At 64.0% G+C, this 16,605-nt stretch carries 22 protein-coding genes; 4 read left to right on the top strand and 18 right to left on the bottom strand.

Annotated elements, in window-relative coordinates; translation table 11 throughout:
- Positions 1–27: 27 nt before the first annotated feature.
- Genes ACQ66J_RS11930 through ACQ66J_RS11915 form a run of 4 tightly spaced genes read right to left on the bottom strand, consistent with a single transcriptional unit; the run spans position 28 to position 1,662 of the window.
- Positions 28–645 (bottom strand): phage distal tail protein, Rcc01695 family, encoded by a 618-nt coding sequence (locus tag ACQ66J_RS11930; protein WP_430431800.1) that lies wholly within the window; start codon positions 643–645, stop codon positions 28–30.
- Positions 642–1,187, bottom strand: a complete 546-nt coding sequence (locus ACQ66J_RS11925) for a phage tail tape measure C-terminal domain-containing protein (protein ID WP_430431799.1) — start codon at positions 1,185–1,187, stop codon at positions 642–644. The genes ACQ66J_RS11930 and ACQ66J_RS11925 overlap by 4 nt, the downstream gene beginning before the upstream one ends.
- Entirely contained in the window at positions 1,184–1,378 is a 195-nt protein-coding gene (locus ACQ66J_RS11920; protein ID WP_430431798.1) for a phage tail assembly chaperone, read from the bottom strand. The genes ACQ66J_RS11925 and ACQ66J_RS11920 overlap by 4 nt, the downstream gene beginning before the upstream one ends.
- A complete protein-coding gene (locus ACQ66J_RS11915) occupies positions 1,375–1,662 on the bottom strand; it encodes a GTA-gp10 family protein (RefSeq protein WP_430431797.1) in 288 nt (95 codons plus the stop codon). Before ACQ66J_RS11915 ends, ACQ66J_RS11920 begins: the two co-directional genes overlap by 4 nt.
- A gap of 57 nt (positions 1,663–1,719) precedes the next feature.
- Here ACQ66J_RS11915 and ACQ66J_RS11910 point away from each other — a divergent pair, with 57 nt between their 5' ends.
- A complete protein-coding gene (locus ACQ66J_RS11910; RefSeq protein WP_375549558.1) occupies positions 1,720–1,923 on the top strand; it encodes a hypothetical protein in 204 nt (67 codons plus the stop codon).
- On the opposite strand, the gene ACQ66J_RS11905 is transcribed toward ACQ66J_RS11910, so the two are convergent.
- The 12 genes from ACQ66J_RS11905 to ACQ66J_RS11850 form a co-directional block, all read right to left on the bottom strand.
- Positions 1,912–2,328, bottom strand: coding sequence for a phage major tail protein, TP901-1 family (locus ACQ66J_RS11905; RefSeq protein ID WP_430431796.1), 417 nt, complete (start codon positions 2,326–2,328; stop codon positions 1,912–1,914). The genes ACQ66J_RS11910 and ACQ66J_RS11905 overlap by 12 nt on opposite strands.
- A 100-nt stretch (positions 2,329–2,428) precedes the next feature.
- Positions 2,429–2,863, bottom strand: a complete 435-nt coding sequence (locus ACQ66J_RS11900; RefSeq protein WP_430431795.1) for a hypothetical protein — start codon at positions 2,861–2,863, stop codon at positions 2,429–2,431.
- A 108-nt stretch (positions 2,864–2,971) separates the two neighbouring features.
- On the bottom strand, positions 2,972–3,238 hold the full coding sequence (locus ACQ66J_RS11895; RefSeq protein WP_430431794.1) for a hypothetical protein: 267 nt from the start codon (positions 3,236–3,238) through the stop codon (positions 2,972–2,974).
- Positions 3,239–3,521: 283 nt separating this feature from the next.
- Positions 3,522–3,926 (bottom strand): DUF3168 domain-containing protein, encoded by a 405-nt coding sequence (locus ACQ66J_RS11890; RefSeq protein WP_430431793.1) that lies wholly within the window; start codon positions 3,924–3,926, stop codon positions 3,522–3,524.
- Positions 3,923–4,510 carry a head-tail connector protein gene (locus tag ACQ66J_RS11885; protein WP_430431792.1) on the bottom strand — a complete coding sequence of 196 codons (588 nt, stop codon included), beginning with the start codon at positions 4,508–4,510 and terminating at the stop codon, positions 3,923–3,925. The genes ACQ66J_RS11890 and ACQ66J_RS11885 overlap by 4 nt, the downstream gene beginning before the upstream one ends.
- Positions 4,511–4,586: 76 nt before the next feature.
- Positions 4,587–5,774, bottom strand: coding sequence for a phage major capsid protein (locus tag ACQ66J_RS11880; protein ID WP_430431791.1), 1,188 nt, complete (start codon positions 5,772–5,774; stop codon positions 4,587–4,589).
- Positions 5,775–5,829: 55 nt separating this feature from the next.
- On the bottom strand, positions 5,830–6,297 hold the full coding sequence (locus ACQ66J_RS11875) for an HK97 family phage prohead protease (protein WP_375549564.1): 468 nt from the start codon (positions 6,295–6,297) through the stop codon (positions 5,830–5,832).
- A gap of 35 nt (positions 6,298–6,332) precedes the next feature.
- Complete coding sequence (locus ACQ66J_RS11870) at positions 6,333–6,587, bottom strand: hypothetical protein (RefSeq protein ID WP_375549565.1); 255 nt, start codon at positions 6,585–6,587, stop codon at positions 6,333–6,335.
- The gene (locus tag ACQ66J_RS11865) at positions 6,584–7,735 is read right to left on the bottom strand and encodes a phage portal protein (protein ID WP_430431790.1); all 1,152 of its coding nucleotides are present in this window, start codon (positions 7,733–7,735) and stop codon (positions 6,584–6,586) included. The genes ACQ66J_RS11870 and ACQ66J_RS11865 overlap by 4 nt, the downstream gene beginning before the upstream one ends.
- A 17-nt stretch (positions 7,736–7,752) precedes the next feature.
- Complete coding sequence (locus ACQ66J_RS11860; protein WP_430432254.1) at positions 7,753–9,015, bottom strand: DNA-packaging protein; 1,263 nt, start codon at positions 9,013–9,015, stop codon at positions 7,753–7,755.
- Positions 8,942–9,457: a hypothetical protein gene (locus ACQ66J_RS11855; RefSeq protein ID WP_430431789.1), complete on the bottom strand. Its 516-nt coding sequence runs from the start codon at positions 9,455–9,457 to the stop codon at positions 8,942–8,944. Before ACQ66J_RS11855 ends, ACQ66J_RS11860 begins: the two co-directional genes overlap by 74 nt.
- A 119-nt stretch (positions 9,458–9,576) precedes the next feature.
- The gene (locus ACQ66J_RS11850; RefSeq protein ID WP_375549568.1) at positions 9,577–10,038 is read right to left on the bottom strand and encodes a YcgN family cysteine cluster protein; all 462 of its coding nucleotides are present in this window, start codon (positions 10,036–10,038) and stop codon (positions 9,577–9,579) included.
- 115 nt (positions 10,039–10,153) lie between these two features.
- Between ACQ66J_RS11850 and ACQ66J_RS11845 the strand changes: the two genes are divergently transcribed.
- Positions 10,154–12,079: a transglycosylase domain-containing protein gene (locus tag ACQ66J_RS11845; RefSeq protein ID WP_430431788.1), complete on the top strand. Its 1,926-nt coding sequence runs from the start codon at positions 10,154–10,156 to the stop codon at positions 12,077–12,079.
- Here ACQ66J_RS11845 and ACQ66J_RS11840 read toward each other — a convergent pair.
- Positions 12,025–12,903: an ion transporter gene (locus tag ACQ66J_RS11840; RefSeq protein ID WP_375549570.1), complete on the bottom strand. Its 879-nt coding sequence runs from the start codon at positions 12,901–12,903 to the stop codon at positions 12,025–12,027. The genes ACQ66J_RS11845 and ACQ66J_RS11840 overlap by 55 nt on opposite strands.
- Positions 12,904–12,998: 95 nt before the next feature.
- Here ACQ66J_RS11840 and ACQ66J_RS11835 point away from each other — a divergent pair, with 95 nt between their 5' ends.
- Positions 12,999–13,406: a PAN domain-containing protein gene (locus ACQ66J_RS11835; RefSeq protein ID WP_430431787.1), complete on the top strand. Its 408-nt coding sequence runs from the start codon at positions 12,999–13,001 to the stop codon at positions 13,404–13,406.
- Between the two features lie 91 nt (positions 13,407–13,497).
- Positions 13,498–14,583 (top strand): DUF2336 domain-containing protein, encoded by a 1,086-nt coding sequence (locus tag ACQ66J_RS11830; protein WP_375549572.1) that lies wholly within the window; start codon positions 13,498–13,500, stop codon positions 14,581–14,583.
- Positions 14,584–14,603: 20 nt separating this feature from the next.
- Here ACQ66J_RS11830 and ACQ66J_RS11825 read toward each other — a convergent pair whose 3' ends face one another.
- The gene (locus ACQ66J_RS11825) at positions 14,604–16,553 is read right to left on the bottom strand and encodes a calcineurin-like phosphoesterase C-terminal domain-containing protein (protein ID WP_430431786.1); all 1,950 of its coding nucleotides are present in this window, start codon (positions 16,551–16,553) and stop codon (positions 14,604–14,606) included.
- Positions 16,554–16,605 lie beyond the last annotated feature (52 nt).

Here is a 16,605-nt window from a genome sequence, read left to right as displayed (position 1 = left end):
GGCTCGCCCGGCGTCGCGTGTCCAGTTCTAAAGCCGAACCTCGATCAGCGGCACGGAGCTGATCATCGCGGCGCCGGACTCAAGGCTCGCCTCTAGCTGATCCGCGTCAAACCGCGCGGGCACGTCAAAGCGGAACCCCGCCGTGACGAGCGCGCCCTCGGGCGGCGGCGCGTCAAAGACGATCCCGCCGCTTGGCTCGATGCTGACCGGCGTTTCAACGCCGTCCACCGCTGCGCGAACGCTCTCGGTCTGGGGCAAAGTTATGGGGCGGTCCCACCGCCCGGCGCCGTCGCCATAGGCTTTGTGAAGCGAAAAGCGATCCGTCGCGCTATCCCCTGTCCCGATCACCTGATCAAACGGCCCCGGCGCCGCGCCGGGCCCCGCCGAGCCATGATCAAACGGGTCGGTGAACCGGAAGGCGTGCAATCGCCCCAGTCGGGCTTCAAAGAACGCGACCAGCCGCGCCAGATCCGCCCGGGACCGGACGCCGGGCGCCGCATCCCAGCGCCGCCGCGAGTCGCGCCAGACGGCGTTGCGCTCTTCCCGGCCAGAAGTGAGCGTCACGATCTCGGTGCGCCGTTCCGGGCCCCCGCGCGCCGCCAGCCCGATCGAGAGCGGGAAGCGCACATCATGAAATGCGGTCACAGCCGGCGCCCTCCGCGTTGCACCGCGCGCGCCACCGCAGCAGCGATCTGGCTTTCAGAGCGTTTGACGCCCTCTAGCGTTTGCCCTTGGGCGATGATGGTGATGTTGACCGGCGCTACGCCCATCGGCGACACCGCGCCGGATTGTCCGGGCGTGAACACTTCCGGACCTCGCTCACCCACCAGATAACGCTCACCCCCCATCACCGGCCCGCCCTCGGCGCGTTGGCCCAGAACCCCGCCCAGAAGCGAGCCCAATTGCCCCGCAGCGCTGTCTAAAAGCCCCGGCAGGGGCTGCAGGATGAAACGCTCCAGCGCCAGCTCGGCGAAGGTGCGGGCGATCTTTTCCGCCATGTCTGAAAAGCTCAGCTCGCCCGAGCGCGCCGCGCCTTCCAAGCTTGAGGCGATATCACGGCCCGCGCTTTCAAACGCGTCTGACAAGGCGCGCGCGGCGCTCTGGCCCTCGCGCGCCGTCTCGCTGAGTTCACGCCGCGCCGCGCCGGCGTCTGCGGCGAGGTCGGATAGATCAAAGGTGTCAGTCATTGCCCCCCTCCATCGGGAAATTGCATGATCAGGGCGTCGAGCGCCTGACGGTCGGGCGGCGCCGGAGCAACCGGCTCCAGCGCCGCACACAGCGCGCGCCATTCCGCCAGCGACAACGCCCAGAACGCGTCCGGGGTCAGCCCAAACCGCAAAACGCCCAGCGCGAACCAGCCCGGCCAGCGCCCGGTCACGACAAGTTCGCTTCAAAACAGCTCAGCACGGCCCGAGCGGCGTCCGCGGGTGGAGCCGCGTCTGCCAGCGCCTGCGCGTCCTCATGCCCGCCCGCGGTCAGCAAAGCGGTCAGAACTTCGCAGAGATCGGAGGCTGACAGGGCGCGAAATCGCGTCGAGAGCGCTTCAAGGCCTGAGACCTCCAGCGCCTGTTCGATCTGCATCAGAGCCGCAAGGCTGAGACGCAGAGTGACCGGCGCATCGCCCAAATGGGCGCGCACCTGTCCAGATTGAGAAATTGTCATGAGCACAATCTTTCTGCGCCGTTAGACTGAGCGCGGACCAATGTGAAGGGATCCCCCATGCGCCGCCTACTCGCCTGTTTCGCCCTCGCCTCCCCGCTGGTTTTGTGCGGGTGTGAAAGCCTGTTTCAGGACGTTTATGACGAGCGCTATGAGGAAGAGTGCGAGACGCTGCGCAATCCGGACGCCTACCGCGCCTGCCTCAACGAGCTTGAGGACATTCAGCGCCAGCGCCGGATCGATGAACGCAACTCAGAGGGCTGAAAAATTCAGCGCGCCTGCGGACGCGAGCGACAGCGAATAGCTCGCCTCGCCGTCATGACGGCCTGAATATTCAAGCGCCGTCACCAGGAACGGGCCTTCGATGACGCCAAAATCCGGCACGATGACGCGCCAGGTACGCCTGGCCTGATCAAAGAACACGCCGCGAACGGTTTCGTCCGCGGCGCTGTCGACGAAGATGCCCGCGCCTGAAATCGCCGCATTGCGCACCCCGGCGCCGTCCAGCAATTCGCGCCAGCGCCCCGGACTGTCGGCATGCGTCACCTCCACCGCGCGGGCGTTCAGCGACAGGGTTTTCGCCCTTAGCCCCGCAAGGGTGGTGAAACTCTCCGGCGCGCCTCCGTCGCCGATTTTCAGCAAGACATCCTTGCCCGCTTGCGCCGTCATGGCGTGTCTCCTTGGGTTCTATGGTCAGAGTTCAGGCATGAAAAAAGCCGCCCTTGGGGCGGCTAGTCATTTTGAGCTTATGAAGTGAGTTGAAGCGCAGTTATTCTTGCATGTTTCCCATGCTCGCCTCATCCACTTTTAAAGTCGCATCCGGTGACTGAGTATATTCATGTCGATCGGAAGCTAGGTTTCCGCGTGGTGCCACCCAAGCTCCAACAGCCGCCAGCGCGGCGATGGCTGTAAAGAAAACACCTATCCAAACTGGGGCTGAGGAATGACCAAAAGTTCGAATAAAAAATCCCCTCACTCCCTTCGGCGGTGTGAGCTCCGGCATTTCAACCATTATCACTATCTGACTTATGGTCTCAGACAACGCCGCGATTTGTTGATTCGTGAATGGAGGAGGCTTGTATTCAGAGCATTTTTCGCTAATTGCTTCGCTTACAATTTTCGCAATTGAATCTGCCCTAATGCCTAAGTTCTTAATATCACCATACCCATCGATGTGCTCTCGAAGGTCTTGCACAGCTTTCAATCGCTGGTGATTTCTAGGTTTCTGGGCACTCATAACAAAGAAGGGAGCATACGCTCCCTCCTCCACAACCTCATGGGGTCAACACCCTCGCCAGAATCGCCAGAGGCGTCAACCAGCTAATGCTGTAGCAATATCATGGGCTTCGGCTTGAGAAAATGTACTGGCATGCAAACGCTTATAGACAAAGCTTTCTTGGATCTCACCAAACTGACGTAAGGAATCGATAGTTGCGTCCAAGATTGCTTCAATCTCGGCAGACCCGAAAGCCTTGGCCGCGCGCAACTGCGAACGCAAATCACGGCGTATGACGTCCAGAATGTCGTCAGAAACTTGATTCACAGAGTTCGGGAGCACTGCGCTATCATCATGAGCCATACAGTCCACCATAGACTTGCCTCTCGCCTCCCCTTTTAGGCCATTTCCGCTTTCACAAGCGTAAACGACCAGCGCCCCATTCAATTTAGAGATAAGCGTCCTACAGAAACTTATCGAGTCACAAAACGCTTATCATCAGTCAATTTCTTAACGCCCGGATTTGCCAGAAGTTCCCCAAGAACGCAACCTTTGAGGGATTTTTAGCTCAACCCGAATCCCAAAAGAATTGTTTCACATTGCTACGCAGCTGAACAAACGCTGATGTTTTAGGTAGTAAGCCCCCTCACCCGTTTTGTACCAACGCCCTCACCCGCACCAGCCCCTGCATCACGCGGCTGTCCGTCGTTGAGAACAGATCGGCGTAGACGACCCGTGCATGGATCGCCTGATGAGGCGGCTCCAAACCCAGGGGCGCCGTCTCAAGCGCCAGCCGGATCGCGCCCAGCGCCTGTTTGATGGCCTCGGCGTCATCGCGTCGCCCCCGGATCAGAAGCGTCTGGCGCAGCTCAACCAGCGCAGTTTCGCTGGCGTCAGCGGCCTCGCTTACCACGCGTCCCAGATAGAGGAAGGGGTAGCGCACGCCGGATCGCGGCTGGTCGAACACCCGCTCGCCCAGCACGGCAGCCACGCCCGCATCGGCCCGCAAATGCACCAGAAGTCCGCTCTGGAAAGCGGCTTCCGCGCTCATAACCGCACCTGGGTATAGGGGGCTAACAACCGGTCCACGATCTCAGGCGTTTGCGGTGTGTCGCCTCCCTCGCCCCGGTCGGAGCCATATCGCGCCGCGACCAGATGCAGGATCGCTGCGCGCAAAGGCGCGGGCACATCGTCGGGCGTCTCGCCAAACCCGGCGGTAAACTCAATCTCGATCCCGCCCGCCTTGACCACAGGGCGCGGCAGGGAAAATGGCAGGATCGCCACCAGACGCCCCGGCTCGCCGGTCTCAACCCGGTATTCCGCCGGATCCCAGACCGAGAGCGTCCCGTCGCGCTCGCGTCCCCGCACCGCCTCCACGCTGATCAGCGGCGCCTTGGCGAGGCTGACCGCCAGACCCGACGCGCTGAGCCGTCGCCGCGGCCAGTCATCGAGCCGCTCACGCCAGCTCTGGGTGATCAGGGCGAGGCCCGTGCGGGCTTCGACATGCTCGCGGGCCGAGACGATCACGTCTGTGATCAGCGCATCATCGTCTTCATGGCTGACGCGCAACCAGGCTTTCGCCGCCTCCAAACTGACGGGTTCCGCCCCGGGCGGACTTAAGAGAGTGAGAGACATCGCGCCGCCTCCTTTTCAAAAAAACAAAGCCCCGGCGCTTTGGCCGGGGCTTTGAGGTGGGGGAGAGAGGCTCGGATCAGGCGGCGAATTTGAGGCACTTGATGGCGTCGAAATCCTGCACGCCGCCGCCGACGCGGCGGGTGGTGTAAAACAGGACATAGGGTTTCGCCGAATAGGGATCGCGCAGCACCTGAACGCCCTGGCGGTCGACCACCAGATAGCCGCGCTCGAAATCGCCGAACGCAATCGAGAAGCTGCCAGCGCCGATATCGGGCATGTCCTCGGCCTCGGTGACGGGATAGCCCATCAGGCTGGCCGATTGCCCCGCGCTCTGGGCGGGCTGCCAGATATATTGACCGTCCGCATCCTTGAACTTGCGCACCGCGGACACCGTAGAGCGGTTCATCACGAAGCGGCCATTGGCGCGATAGGCGGTCTTGGGCGCATAGATCAGATCAATCAGCGCATCGGCGGGATCGGTGACGGAAAACCCGCCCGACACCCCGGTCGAGACAAACCCCATTTCGCCCCAGCTTTCCGTGCCAACTTCAGCCATGGTGTAGCTCAGGAACCCGCGCGGTTTGTTCACGCCATCGCCAGAGACAAAGGCCTTGCCCTCGGCCTCGGCGAACACGTCGCGCACTTCTTCGGCCAGCCATTGCTCGAGATCGACCAGCGCATCATCGAGGATCGCTGGCGTCGCGGCGGGCATGGCGTACAGCTCGGCGGTCGGAAACTCCAACAGCTCCAGCGAGGACGCGTCGGTTTCAGGCCGGCTCGCGGTCTCCGCCGCCCAGGCGCCCGCCGCGCCGCCCGCGCTGACGGGCTTCTTGAAGGTATGGCTGCGCGTCTGTTTGACCGTTGCGATGGACCGGATCGGGCTGACCTCGCGGATCAGGCGTTCGATGCGGGTCTCCAGCTCCGCCGGCGCCACATGACCGCCCGTCGCGCCGGTCTGGCCCGACAGCGCTTTTTGATCGAGCGCCGGCGTTTCGCCCGTGCGCAGAAAGCCCGACCAGCCCGCCGATTTCACATCGGCGCCAGAGAGGTCTGGCCGGGTCGCTTCCCGGCTGAGACGGTCGAGGCGGGATTGGGCGTTATTCAGCGCGGCGTCGATGCGGTTCACCTTGTCGGTGATCAGCGGATCAGCGCCGGTCTTGGATTCCAGCGCCTCCAGGCGGTCGTCATTGGCTTGTTTGAAGTGCTCAAACGCGGCCAGCATATCCGCCATGGCCACGCGCGTGTCAGCGGTAGGCACCGCCATCTTGGTTTCCCGGCTCATGAAAATCCTTTCTGTTCATGATGCGAAGTCAAAGCGGTCAGGCCGCCGACGCGGCGAGCCGCGCCTCAGAAGCCCCAAGGACGCGAAGCCGCGCCTGGGCCAGCATGGGAAAGGTGACGATGGACACCTCCCACAGATCGAGTTGCAGCAGATCGCGCCCTCCCCCCGGTCGAGGGGCGGAGCGCTTTGTGCGAAAGCCGATGGAGAGGCCATCCACCGCCCCCTCGCGCACCAGCCCCAAAGCGGCGCGCCCGCGCGGCGCGGTGGAGAGAATGCGGCCGCGCACATAAAGCCCGCGGCCGTCCTCGGCGATCTCGTCCCAGACGCCCACAGGTTCCGCTGCATCATGCTGGAACAGCATGCGCACTCCTGTGGGGCCTCGCGCTTTGAGCCCCTCTGCAAAGGCTCCCGCGCGGACGAGATCGCCCCCCTGATCCTCGATATCAAACAGGCTGGCATAGCCAGCCACCTCCAGCGTCTCGCCAGAGCCGTTCAGCGCCTGCATGCGCGCCTCCCCTGAAAATGTGAAAAGCGGACCGGTCAGTCCTGTTCGAGGCGACGCTCGATGCGTTCCAGCGCGGCGCGCGAATACGCCGCGTGCGCTTCCAGCCGCGCCAGACGTTCAGCCACCGGCGCGGTGGCGTCGGCGCGGGTTTCCAGCTGATCGAGGCGCTCATTGGCGGCGCCGGTCCACATCAAGGCGCCCGCGGTCTGCAGCGTCAGCGCCAGAATGACGCCGAGGGTGATCGAGCGATCCAGCCGCCAGGGGCTGATCGTATGAGACGCATCACTCATGACATCCCTCCTTGCGGGGCGAGGCCCAGAAGGGCGCGCTTCTCATCCGGCGAGAGGAAGTCCGCGCCGGAGATCTGCGCCCAGCGCGCGGCGCGCTCTTCGGTGAAGGCAGGCAGCCCGTCTTCATCCACGCAGAGCTTTGGGTCAGATCCGAACCAGGGCGCCAGAAAGCGATTGAGCGCAGCGGCGGTTTTCTTCGCCAGCGGCAACACCGTCTGGCGATAGAACGCCTGATTGGCTTCGCGATAATTGGAATAGGTGTTGTCACCGGGCAGCCCCAGCAGCATGGGCGGCACCCCGAAGGCCAGCGCGATCTCGCGCGCCGCCTCGCGCCGCGCCTGGATAAAATCCATCTCGGCGGGGGAATGCCCCATGGGCTTCCAGTCGAGCCCGCCTTCCAGCAGCAAGGGACGCCCGGCATTGTCGGGGCCGGTGTAGAGACTTTCGAGTTCGGATTTCAGCCGGTCAAACTGATCCGGCGTCAATCGCCCCTGCCCCTCTGATCCGGTCTTCATCACCAGGGCGCCGGACGGCCTGGCCGCGTTATCCAGCAGCGCCTTCGCCCAGGCGCCGCCCGAGGCGTGCACATCCACCGCCCGCGCCGCCGCCTCCATGGGCGACAGGCCGTATTGATCGTCGGTGGGGTTGAAGAGCTTGAGATGCAGGACAGGCGAGCGGCCCGACGCACGGTCACGCTGAAACACCTGCGCGCCGGACGCCGTACGATACTCCCACCCCTCCGCCCAGCCCTTGGGGCCGGTCATCACCCGCACCCGGTCAGGCCGCAGCGCGTACAGCCCCGGCGTTCCGGCCTCAAAGCCCGACAGATGCAGATAGGAATCGCCCGCGACCTGAAGATGGCTCTGCACGCTGTCCATCAACTCGGCCCCGGACTGGTCGGGATTGGGCGCGTTGATCAGCGATAGCGCGGCCTGGCTGGCGCGATCCTCGCCAGAGGTCTTCAAAGGCGTTGCAGAGACCGCTTCCGCGATCAGCCGCACGCAGCGATGGGCCACCGCGTTTCGGGCATAGCCTTCGATGGCGAAAGCGGCATAGCCGCGCGGGCTCCAGCTCGCCCCCGTCCCGAATCCGAGCGCAAGGGTTCGCCCGGCCGCCTTGCGACCGAGACCCAGCCAATGCTTGAGCATGGCGTTCTCCTGTTGAGTTAGAGCCGTCGCAGCCGGGGGCTGGCGGCGGTGGGCGTAAGGGCGGCGACCGCCCAGACCAGGGCGTCCACCCGGTCCGGGCTGCCGGTCTGATCGGGGGCGCCAAAGCTGCACATCTGGTCTTCCAGCGCTGGCATCCGCACCGCATGTCGAACGCGTCCGCGGGCGTAAAGCGCGGCGACCGGTTCGGCCCGCGCCCGCTTGCCGCGGCTGGCGTGAACCAGCCGCACCGGCAGATCCGGCGCTGCGGCCTGCAAGACGGCGCGGACCATGTCCCCGCCCTGATTGGCCTCGGCGATCACAGCGTCTGCGTCCAAGGCGTCAAAGGTTTCAGCCACCCGCGCCGCCCAGACCTCTGGCCGGGCCTGCAGGCTGGCGTCTTTCAAGATCACCAGCCGCGCCTCCCGGCCCTGACCTGAGGCGCCGGCGGCGATGATGCCGCATTCATCCCCGGTCGCGCTGGCGGGCGGGTCCACCGCCACCACCACGCGTTCGGGTTCGAAGTCTGTTTGTCCCAAAGCCTGATCGATCAGGCTGCGCGTCCATAGCGCCCCTTCAGGATCATCGATCAGCACACCGTCCAGCTCCTGCCGGGCGAGACGCGACGCGCCATAGCGTTCCGTCATCGCCGCGACGAAACCCGGCGCCAGATTGGGCGCATTAGCCTCGGTCGCGGCATGGCTGATCACCACGCCCGCCTGCTTCAGAAGCGCTTTCAGCGCCGGCAGAGGCCGCGGCGTGGTGGTGATCATCAATTGCGGATGCTCGCCCAGTCGCAGCCCCAGCCCCAACATGTCCAGCGTCTCCTGCGGGCGGGTCCAGGCGGCGAACTCATCCGCCCAGGCGCACTCAAATTGCGGCCCGCGCAATCCATCCGGGTCTTCAGACGAAAACCCGTACGCCATCGCCCCGTCCGGCCAGACCAGCCGGTGCCGGCTCGCCTCATAGCGAGGACGCTCGGCTTCCTCGCCGATATTGAGAAAGCCCGACGGGCCGGACACCATCACCTCGCGCACATCAGAAAAGGTCGGCGCCACCAGCGCGATGCGCCGTCTGCCCGCCTTCACCTGCGCCCTCACCCATTCCGCCCCGGCGCGAGTCTTGCCCGCCCCGCGCCCGCCCAGAAACAGCCAGGTGCGCCAGTCGCCGTCGGGCGGCAACTGATCGGTGCGCGCCCAGAACCGCCAGCTAGTCGCGAGGCGTTTCACCTCCTGAGGGGTCTGATTGCGCACCCACGCCCTTCGCTCTGAGATGTTCTGCAAGGCGATCGAGCCGGCGATCGAGTTCGGCGTAATAGTCTCGTCCGTCACCGGCCGGCTCCTCGGGCTCTACGGCTTGAGCGCCGCTCTTATCGTTAGGGGTCATGGCTTCACTCCAGTGTTTGAGATCGCGGCCCGCCTTGATCAGCGCGGCGATGGTCTTCGCCTGACGCTCCGCTTTTGCGGCGTCGCCCGCGTCGAGCGCCGCCAGCGCGCCTTCCAGGCGCCGGTTCAGCTCCGCGATCATCCGGGCGGGCGCCGGGGGCGGGAAATGCTGGTCAATCCAGCCGCATCTATCGGTGATTGTCTTCGGCTTCAGCCCGAAAGCCTCCGCCAGGTGTTCGGCGCCCTGCCCGGCCCGCCAGCCTTCATGAATGGCGATCCAGTCAAAGCGCCGCCCTGCTCCCGTCCGGTCCGGCGCCGGGAAGGGCGTCTTCGTGTTCATTTCGACCATGCCTGAACACTAGCCGATAACTGTCCCGGTCGGATTGAAGACGCACGGTTTCGTCCAACGCCTTGCGGCGTCAGGGAAGGACGGATCAATGATGAGGGATAGGCGGAGCTTTATCCCCGCTTTGTGTCCTGACGGCTGACGATATGCGCTTCGAGATCGCCCTCTTCGACGTCATTTTCGCTGATGAGCTTGCCTTTGACCGAGTGCCCGGCGCGCACGACGCTTTCGGGATCGCCGGTTTTCAGCGGATGCCAGTCGGGCAGGCTCTGGCCTTCATTCAGCAAGCGATAGGCGCAGGTGTCGGGCATCCATTTGAGCTGATCGATATTCTTCGCGCTCAACCGCACGCAGCCCGGCACACGGGTCTGGCGATTGGCGTAATCGGTGCAGCGCACCGCTTTCAGGTCCAGCAGCTTACAGCCCACATTGGTGCGCCAGAACGTGTCAGGGTCATCCTCATCGCCTAGAATGACGACGCAGCACTTGCCGCAGCCATCGCACAGCGACTCCCATTCGCTGTCGCTCATTTCAGAAAGCGACTTGCGTTCGTAAAAGGGACGATTATCGCTCATGGCCTAAGTTTAGCCGTGATCGGCTGATTTTGAGACATGTCCCAAAGCCCGCATGGGCTGCGAAACCCTATTGAGGTCCGCCATCACATTCCGCGCCGATCAATCGCCCTCCCTTATGACCCGGCTGAAAGCCCGCTGGCGCCTGATCGCGCTCGTCACCATGCAACTGGTGCTGCTGGCGGGGCTAGCCTGTGGGGTTGTAATCTGGCGTTGGGCCTACCACGACTTGCCGCCGGTTCCAACAAACGCACAGGATTTGTGGAGCGTCAGGCGCGAGGCGGCGGTGACGGTGCTGGCGGAAAACGGCGCCATTCTGGGCCAGCGCGGGCCGCTCTATGCGCGACCTGTGCAGCTCGAAGACCTGCCCGATCACGTGCCCCAGGCCTTCCTCGCCATCGAGGATCGGCGCTTTTACGATCATGACGGCTTTGACGAGCGCGGCTTCGCCCGCGCCATGTGGGCCAATCTGCGCGCGGGATCGCTGGTTCAGGGCGGCTCGACCCTGACCATGCAGCTGGTGAAGAATTTGATCCTCAGCCCTGAGCGCACCGCAAGGCGCAAGCTGCAGGAAATCCGTATCGCCACCGAGCTTGAGCGCCATCTCACCAAGCAGGAAATCCTCGAGCTGTATCTCAACCGGGTCTATCTGGGCGATCAGGCCTATGGCGTACAAGCTGCCGCCCAGCGTTATTTCAACAAGCCCGCCAGCGCCCTGACGGTCGCTGAAGCCGCGTTGCTGGCGGCGCTGCCCAAAGCGCCCTCGCGCCTGGCGCCCACTTCGAACCTGCCCGCCGCCCGCGCCCGCGCCGAGGCTGTGCTCTTTAGCATGCTCGACGCCGGTTTTATTGATCAGGCCACCTATGAGAGCGCGCTGGAAAACCCCGCCGAGCTGGCCGCCGGCGATGAAAGTTTTGAACCGGGCGCCTATGGCTATGTCTTTGATCAAGCCGTGGCGGAAGCCCGAGAGCGCTTGGGCGACGCCGCAGACACGCCCGATCTGGTGATCCGCACCAGCTTGAACGTCGACGCCCAGCGCGCCGCCGAACGCGCCGTCGCGGCGGTGATGGATCTGCAGGCTGAAGCGCGCAACGCCGACGAAGCGGCTTTGGTCGCAATGGATCCTCAAGGCCGGGTGCGCGCCATTGTGGGCGGACGCGATTACACCGCCAGCCAGTTCAACCGCGCGGTTCAGGCCCGCCGCCAGCCCGGCTCGGCCTTCAAGCCCGTGGTCTTCGCCGCCGCGTTTGAAGCCGGCATGGAGCCCGCCACCGCCTTTAACGACGAACCCATCGAGATCGAGGGCTGGAGCCCGGAAAATTATGGCGGCGATTATCGCGGCCGCATCACTATCGCCGACGCCTTGAAACGCTCAATCAACACCGTCGCCGCCCAAGCGGGCGCGGCGGTGGGCGCGGACGCGGTTGCGGAGATGGGGCAACGCCTGGGGATCACCACGCCGCTGAACGCCGTGCCGTCTCTGTCGCTGGGCGCCTCCGGGGTCAGCCTGATCGACATGACGCGGGTCTACGCCGTGTTCGCCAATGACGGCCGCCGCCCGGAACCGGTTCTGGTGCTGGAGGTGCGCAATTCACGCGGGGATCTGCTCTATCAGGCGCCCGAAGCGACCGAAGGCCGTCAGGTGATCGAGCGCGAGCAGGCGCAATGGATGTCGACGCTCTTGCAAGGCGTGGTCATGGAAGGCACGGGCCAGCGCGCCCAGATCAATGGCCGCCGCGCCGCAGGCAAGACCGGCACCAGCCAGATGAGCCGCGACGCCTGGTTTGTGGGCTATACCGGCCAGCTGGTCACCGGCGTCTGGGTGGGCAATGATGACGACACGCCCACAAGCGGCGTCACCGGCGGTCAGTTGCCCGCCGAGATCTGGCGCCGTTTCATGAGTGAAGCGCATGAGGGCCTGCCCGCCGCCCCGCTGTCCGCCCCGGCGCCGCAACGACGCGGCGCGCGCGAAGAACGGCTGGCGGCGTATTATTCGGCTTTGTCGGCGCGGTTTGAATCGCTCAAGGACGGCATTGACGGCTGATCCGCCCCGCCTTCTTTCGCCAGAAGTTCTCGAATATCAGCGAGTTCAGAGCGCAGGGCGCGCACTTCATGGATCAGCACTTCGCGCTCATCATGGGCTTCGGCCTGGCGTTCGGTCTCGGCGTCAAAATGCTTGGACTGCATGGAATCCACGATCACTGCGATAAACAGGTTCAGCACCGCAAAGCTGGTGACGATCACAAAGCCGACGAAAAAGATCCAGGCGAACGGATGCTCGGCGATCACCGGGCGGGCGATGCCCATGGACCAGCTCTCCAGCGTCATCACCTGGAACAGGGTGTAGGCCGAGCCGCCCAGATCGCCGAAGAATTGCGGATGGGTGCCCGAAAACAGCTTTGCGCCCATCACTGACGCCACATAGAAAATCACGCCCAGCACCAGCATGATCGCGCCCATGCCGGGGATCGCCTTGCCCAGCGCCTCGACCACCGACCGCATTTCGGGAATGACCGAAAACAAGCGGAACAGACGCAAGACCCGCAGCGCTCGCAGCACGGTGAACGCGCCCGCCGCCGGCACCAGCGAGATCGCCACCACCAGAAAATCAAACCAGTTCCAGCCCGATTTGAAGAAGTTGAGACGGTGCACGAAGACCTTCAGCACGATCTCGACCACAAAAGCGGCGATAATCGCATGGTCCGCATAGGTCAGCACCTGCACCGCCAGGTCTGGCAGCGGATAGGTCAGAAGGCCCAGGATCGCAGCGTTCACCAGGATCAGCGTCGTGATGGTGTTGCGAAACGCCGCGCTGTCGAGCAGCCGCGCCACCGGATTCTTGGTCGCCTCAGGGGTCACGTCGCTCATCTCGGGCCTCAAAGCAGGATATCAGCCGCTTTGGTTAGCGGCGCCACAGGATTGGCGCAACGGTTTGTCAAACTCCAGACAGCATATTCGCAGCCATGATGATCGCTCTGCTGATGCTGGTGCAAAGCGCCAGCCCCGCCCCGTCCGCCCTGCCGTCAGGCGCGATCCTGGAGGCGCAGGCCCGACGCGGCGTGTTGATGCGGCTGGACGGCGCCGCCGCGCAAAGCGTGGAAGCGTGCATCAGCGCCTGTAATCTGACGCCAAATTGCCAGGCCTGGACGTATCACCAGCCTGAAACGGCGCGCGCGGCGCGCTGTGACCTGCATCCGATTGCAGGGCCCAGTCATTTTGATCCCGGCGCGATCACCGGCCTGTCGCCGGCGCTGGCCGCGCGGATCGAAGCCGGCGCGGAGCGTGCGCCCAGCCTGCGCGAACGCCGCGCGCTCTCGCCAGAAGACGTCCCCGAAGCGCCGCCTCGGACCGAAGAGCTGGCGGGCGGTTAGAAAATACAACTGAACCGGGTGTTAACCACGGTGCGGCACGGTTTCTTTACTCGATTGCAAGCAAAATAGAGCGCTCATTGCGGAGGCCTCGATGTCGGTTACGTCCAAGCTGCACAAGCTGACCGAACTTGCGAAAGAAAAATCATCCGATCGCCGGCGCGATTTGCTGCGCGAGGTGACGGATCTGTTTTTTGACGCGCCGCCCGCAGGCGATTCTCAGGCGCAGGGCCAGTTCGAAGACATCCTGCGCACCCTCGCCAATGAGACCGCCCAGGACGCCCGCGCCGAGCTGGCGGACCGCTTCGCCGACACACCCTTCGCCCCCAAGGGCCTGATCCGGCAATTGGCCGCGGACGCCATTGAAGTGGCCGCGCCGATCCTGTCACGCTCGTCTGTGCTGACCGAAGAAGATCTGGTCACCATCGTGCATGAAACCGGTCAGGCCCATATCCAGGCCATCGCCAAGCGCGACACGGTGTCTGAACGTCTGTCGCACGCCATCGTGGAAAAGGGCGATGACGACACCGTCGCCACTCTGATCCGCAATGACGGCGCCCAGCTGTCTCGCACCACCTATGAAGAAGTGGCCCGCCGCGCCGAAGACAGCGAAGCCCTGCAAGGCCCGCTGGTGGAGCGCGCGGACGCCCCCGCAGACCTGCTGAATGATCTGATGGTGGTGGTCAGCCGCACCCTGCGCGACAAGATTTCCCAGCGCTTTGACAAGCTTGAACCCGGTGTTCTGGAAGCGGCGCTCGCCGCCTCTCAGGCCCGGCTTGAAAAGCGCATGTCCGAAGACAAGGCGCTCAATGAAGCGCGGCGCTATCTCGCCTCCAAACAGGTCCGAAAGGAACTCGACGGCTCCCTTCTGGTCAGCCTGTTGCGCGAAAAGAAACCCGTGCATTGCGCCCTGGGCCTCGCTGAACTGACAGGGGTGGATTATTTCACCGCCAAGCGCGCGCTGGAGCACAAAAGCCCTGACGGGCTGGCGCTGATCTGCAAGGCGTCAGGTATAGAAAAAGCGCTGTTCGTCACCCTCGCCGTGCTACGCAGCCAGGCCGCGGACAACGCTTTCAACGATGCGCGCGAAATCGGCGCCATCTATGAACAGCTGGAGCCTGAACAGGCCGAACGCGCCCTGCGGTTCTGGAAGCTGCGCAAACAGGCCGCCGCCGCCTGACGACGACGGCCTGCGAGCGATTAATTCGCCCAGAGCTCTGTGCGGAAGGTCGGCTGCGGGCGCGCCTCGCGCACTTCCACAATGATCGTGTCTTCAAACTCAAGACCATTGCGGTCCGTGCTGGTCACGGTGATGGCGTGCACGCCCAGGCCCAGATCGGCCGGCAGCATGGCGCGCCACAAATGCATGTTGCGATCCGCGACAGAGTTTTGCGGTTGCGGGGCGGCCGGGCCGGTCTGACGGCCCTGCCACTGGAACACGCCCTGGGCGCGTTCATCACCGGACCGGCTCTGCATCGCATAGCGCGCGACCGAGAGCTGACGCTGCACGGCGAACGGATCCGCCCAATCCGCTCCGATGCGGGGGGCTTCGCCCGCGCCCGACTGGGTGCGCTCAAAGCTCAGTGCCGGACCATTGGCGATCTGTCCGCTGAGCTGGGTTTCAGACGAGCCCATCCACACATTGGCGGTGACCCACACCCCGTCCGCCAGTTCTTCGAGCGTCAGGATGTTGGGATCAGGCAGATCATTGATCGACAGCGGCGGCACCGGATCGCGCGCGTCGCGGTCCTCGGCGCGCCAGGCCATGATCGCGTCATACCAGGCCCGCAGCGACGGGGTGGACACCCCCACCCACTGGCCGCGGGTTTCATCAATGCGGGCGCCCACATAGCGTTCGGCGTAGTCCACGCCGTCAAAGTCCAGCATCACCACGCCATTGGGCGCGCCCATACGCTGCAGGCTCATCGGATTGCCGTCCACGTTAAGATCGCCGGCATACCAGGCGCCCGACGCCGCGCCCGCAACAATGTGGCGGAAGGGCAGCGGTCCGGTTCCGGTGTTCTCGGTCCAGCCGTCAAACACCTGACCGGGCGCATGGTTTTCGGTGGAATGCGTATGCCCGGACAGCGACAAGGCCTGATGACCGGAGACCAGATCATGGATCCGGTCCAGATTATCGGTCTGGTGTTTGTCGGACGTTGAATCAACAAAGGAGACGAATGGAATGTGGTGGCTGAGCACAATCAGCATGTCGCTGGGCGTGCTCTCGATCAGCCCTTCCAGCCACACCAGCTGATCCTGGGTCACCCGGCCGTTATAGGTGGGGCGGGCGTCCGGGGCGCAGAAATCATGGCCGCTGGCATAGTCTTCCGGGCCGCACGGATAGACCACGTTATCGAGCGCAACGAACAACACATCGCCCATTTCAAAGGCGAAATAATTGGGGCCGTAAATCCGGCGCCAGCTATCAGCGGAATCCGCGTCTGATTGCGCGTCGAAATCAAAATCATGATTGCCATGAACCAGCCATTGAGGCGCGCCCACGACTGATCCCACCTCAAGAAGGCGGTCGAGCAAGCCCAGATCATCGCCCACCACATCGCCCACATAGAGCGCGCAATCCTGATCGGTCAGATCCATTTCAGCGAGGTCCTGAACCACGCCGTCGCGAAACCAGGAAACCTCCTGATTGGAATAGGTCTGGCTATCGCCCACCACGGCACACGAAAACGCACGTGTCTCGGCGGGACGGCGAATAATCGGGAAGTTCACAGCCTCCGGCGCTGGGCCTGTATCCGGCAGGCCGCCGAAACGCATCGAATAGCCCGTGCCGCCAGGCTTATGGATATAGGAGAACTGGGGAACATTGCGGTGATCGACGGGCGCCTGCCAGCCTGAAGGCTGAACAAAGGTCAGGTTCATATCCGGGCGCACTGCAATCTCATACTGACCGGCGGCGTTGGTGATCACCCAGTCGCGACCATTGGAGACGCGCACGCCCTCAACGCCTGGCTCACTGCGGTCATGCCGGCCATTGCGGTCGAGATCTTCAAACACAACGCCGGAAATCGTCTCGCCGCCCGCGGCTCCGATTACTTCCGGCGCAGCCATATAAGGCTGCGCCAGAGCCGGTGTGTGCAGGCCGGCCCACAAGGCGACCATAGAGACAGACAGGGCGAAACGGGACATGACGCATTCCTCATTCAATCAGGTTGAGGTCTGCAATATCAGCCCAGCTTGA

The sequence above is a fragment of the Oceanicaulis sp. genome (genome assembly GCF_965284345.1).
In the GTDB taxonomy this organism is placed as follows: Bacteria; Pseudomonadota; Alphaproteobacteria; order Caulobacterales; family Maricaulaceae; genus Oceanicaulis; species Oceanicaulis alexandrii_A.
This window is presented reverse-complemented; position numbering and strand designations above follow the sequence as displayed.

Bases quoted from the DNA above. Each gene is read 5' to 3' on its own strand.
- ACQ66J_RS11835 (WP_430431787.1), top strand. From the start codon at position 12,999: ATGATGATCGCTCTGCTGATGCTGGTGCAAAGCGCCAGCCCCGCCCCG.
- ACQ66J_RS11865 (WP_430431790.1), bottom strand. From the start codon at position 7,735: ATGCTCAAGCATTGGCTGGGTCTCGGTCGCAAGGCGGCCGGGCGAACC.
- ACQ66J_RS11875 (WP_375549564.1), bottom strand. From the start codon at position 6,297: ATGCAGGCGCTGAACGGCTCTGGCGAGACGCTGGAGGTGGCTGGCTAT.
- ACQ66J_RS11850 (WP_375549568.1), bottom strand. From the start codon at position 10,038: ATGAGCGATAATCGTCCCTTTTACGAACGCAAGTCGCTTTCTGAAATG.
- ACQ66J_RS11830 (WP_375549572.1), top strand. From the start codon at position 13,498: ATGTCGGTTACGTCCAAGCTGCACAAGCTGACCGAACTTGCGAAAGAA.
- ACQ66J_RS11890 (WP_430431793.1), bottom strand. From the start codon at position 3,926: ATGAGCGCGGAAGCCGCTTTCCAGAGCGGACTTCTGGTGCATTTGCGG.
- ACQ66J_RS11880 (WP_430431791.1), bottom strand. From the start codon at position 5,774: ATGGCGGTGCCTACCGCTGACACGCGCGTGGCCATGGCGGATATGCTG.
- ACQ66J_RS11840 (WP_375549570.1), bottom strand. From the start codon at position 12,903: ATGAGCGACGTGACCCCTGAGGCGACCAAGAATCCGGTGGCGCGGCTG.
- ACQ66J_RS11915 (WP_430431797.1), bottom strand. From the start codon at position 1,662: ATGACAATTTCTCAATCTGGACAGGTGCGCGCCCATTTGGGCGATGCG.
- ACQ66J_RS11885 (WP_430431792.1), bottom strand. From the start codon at position 4,510: ATGTCTCTCACTCTCTTAAGTCCGCCCGGGGCGGAACCCGTCAGTTTG.
- ACQ66J_RS11895 (WP_430431794.1), bottom strand. From the start codon at position 3,238: ATGGCTCATGATGATAGCGCAGTGCTCCCGAACTCTGTGAATCAAGTT.
- ACQ66J_RS11845 (WP_430431788.1), top strand. From the start codon at position 10,154: ATGACCCGGCTGAAAGCCCGCTGGCGCCTGATCGCGCTCGTCACCATG.
- ACQ66J_RS11825 (WP_430431786.1), bottom strand. From the start codon at position 16,553: ATGTCCCGTTTCGCCCTGTCTGTCTCTATGGTCGCCTTGTGGGCCGGC.
- ACQ66J_RS11855 (WP_430431789.1), bottom strand. From the start codon at position 9,457: ATGAACACGAAGACGCCCTTCCCGGCGCCGGACCGGACGGGAGCAGGG.
- ACQ66J_RS11910 (WP_375549558.1), top strand. From the start codon at position 1,720: ATGCGCCGCCTACTCGCCTGTTTCGCCCTCGCCTCCCCGCTGGTTTTG.
- ACQ66J_RS11925 (WP_430431799.1), bottom strand. From the start codon at position 1,187: ATGACTGACACCTTTGATCTATCCGACCTCGCCGCAGACGCCGGCGCG.
- ACQ66J_RS11870 (WP_375549565.1), bottom strand. From the start codon at position 6,587: ATGAGTGATGCGTCTCATACGATCAGCCCCTGGCGGCTGGATCGCTCG.
- ACQ66J_RS11905 (WP_430431796.1), bottom strand. From the start codon at position 2,328: ATGACGGCGCAAGCGGGCAAGGATGTCTTGCTGAAAATCGGCGACGGA.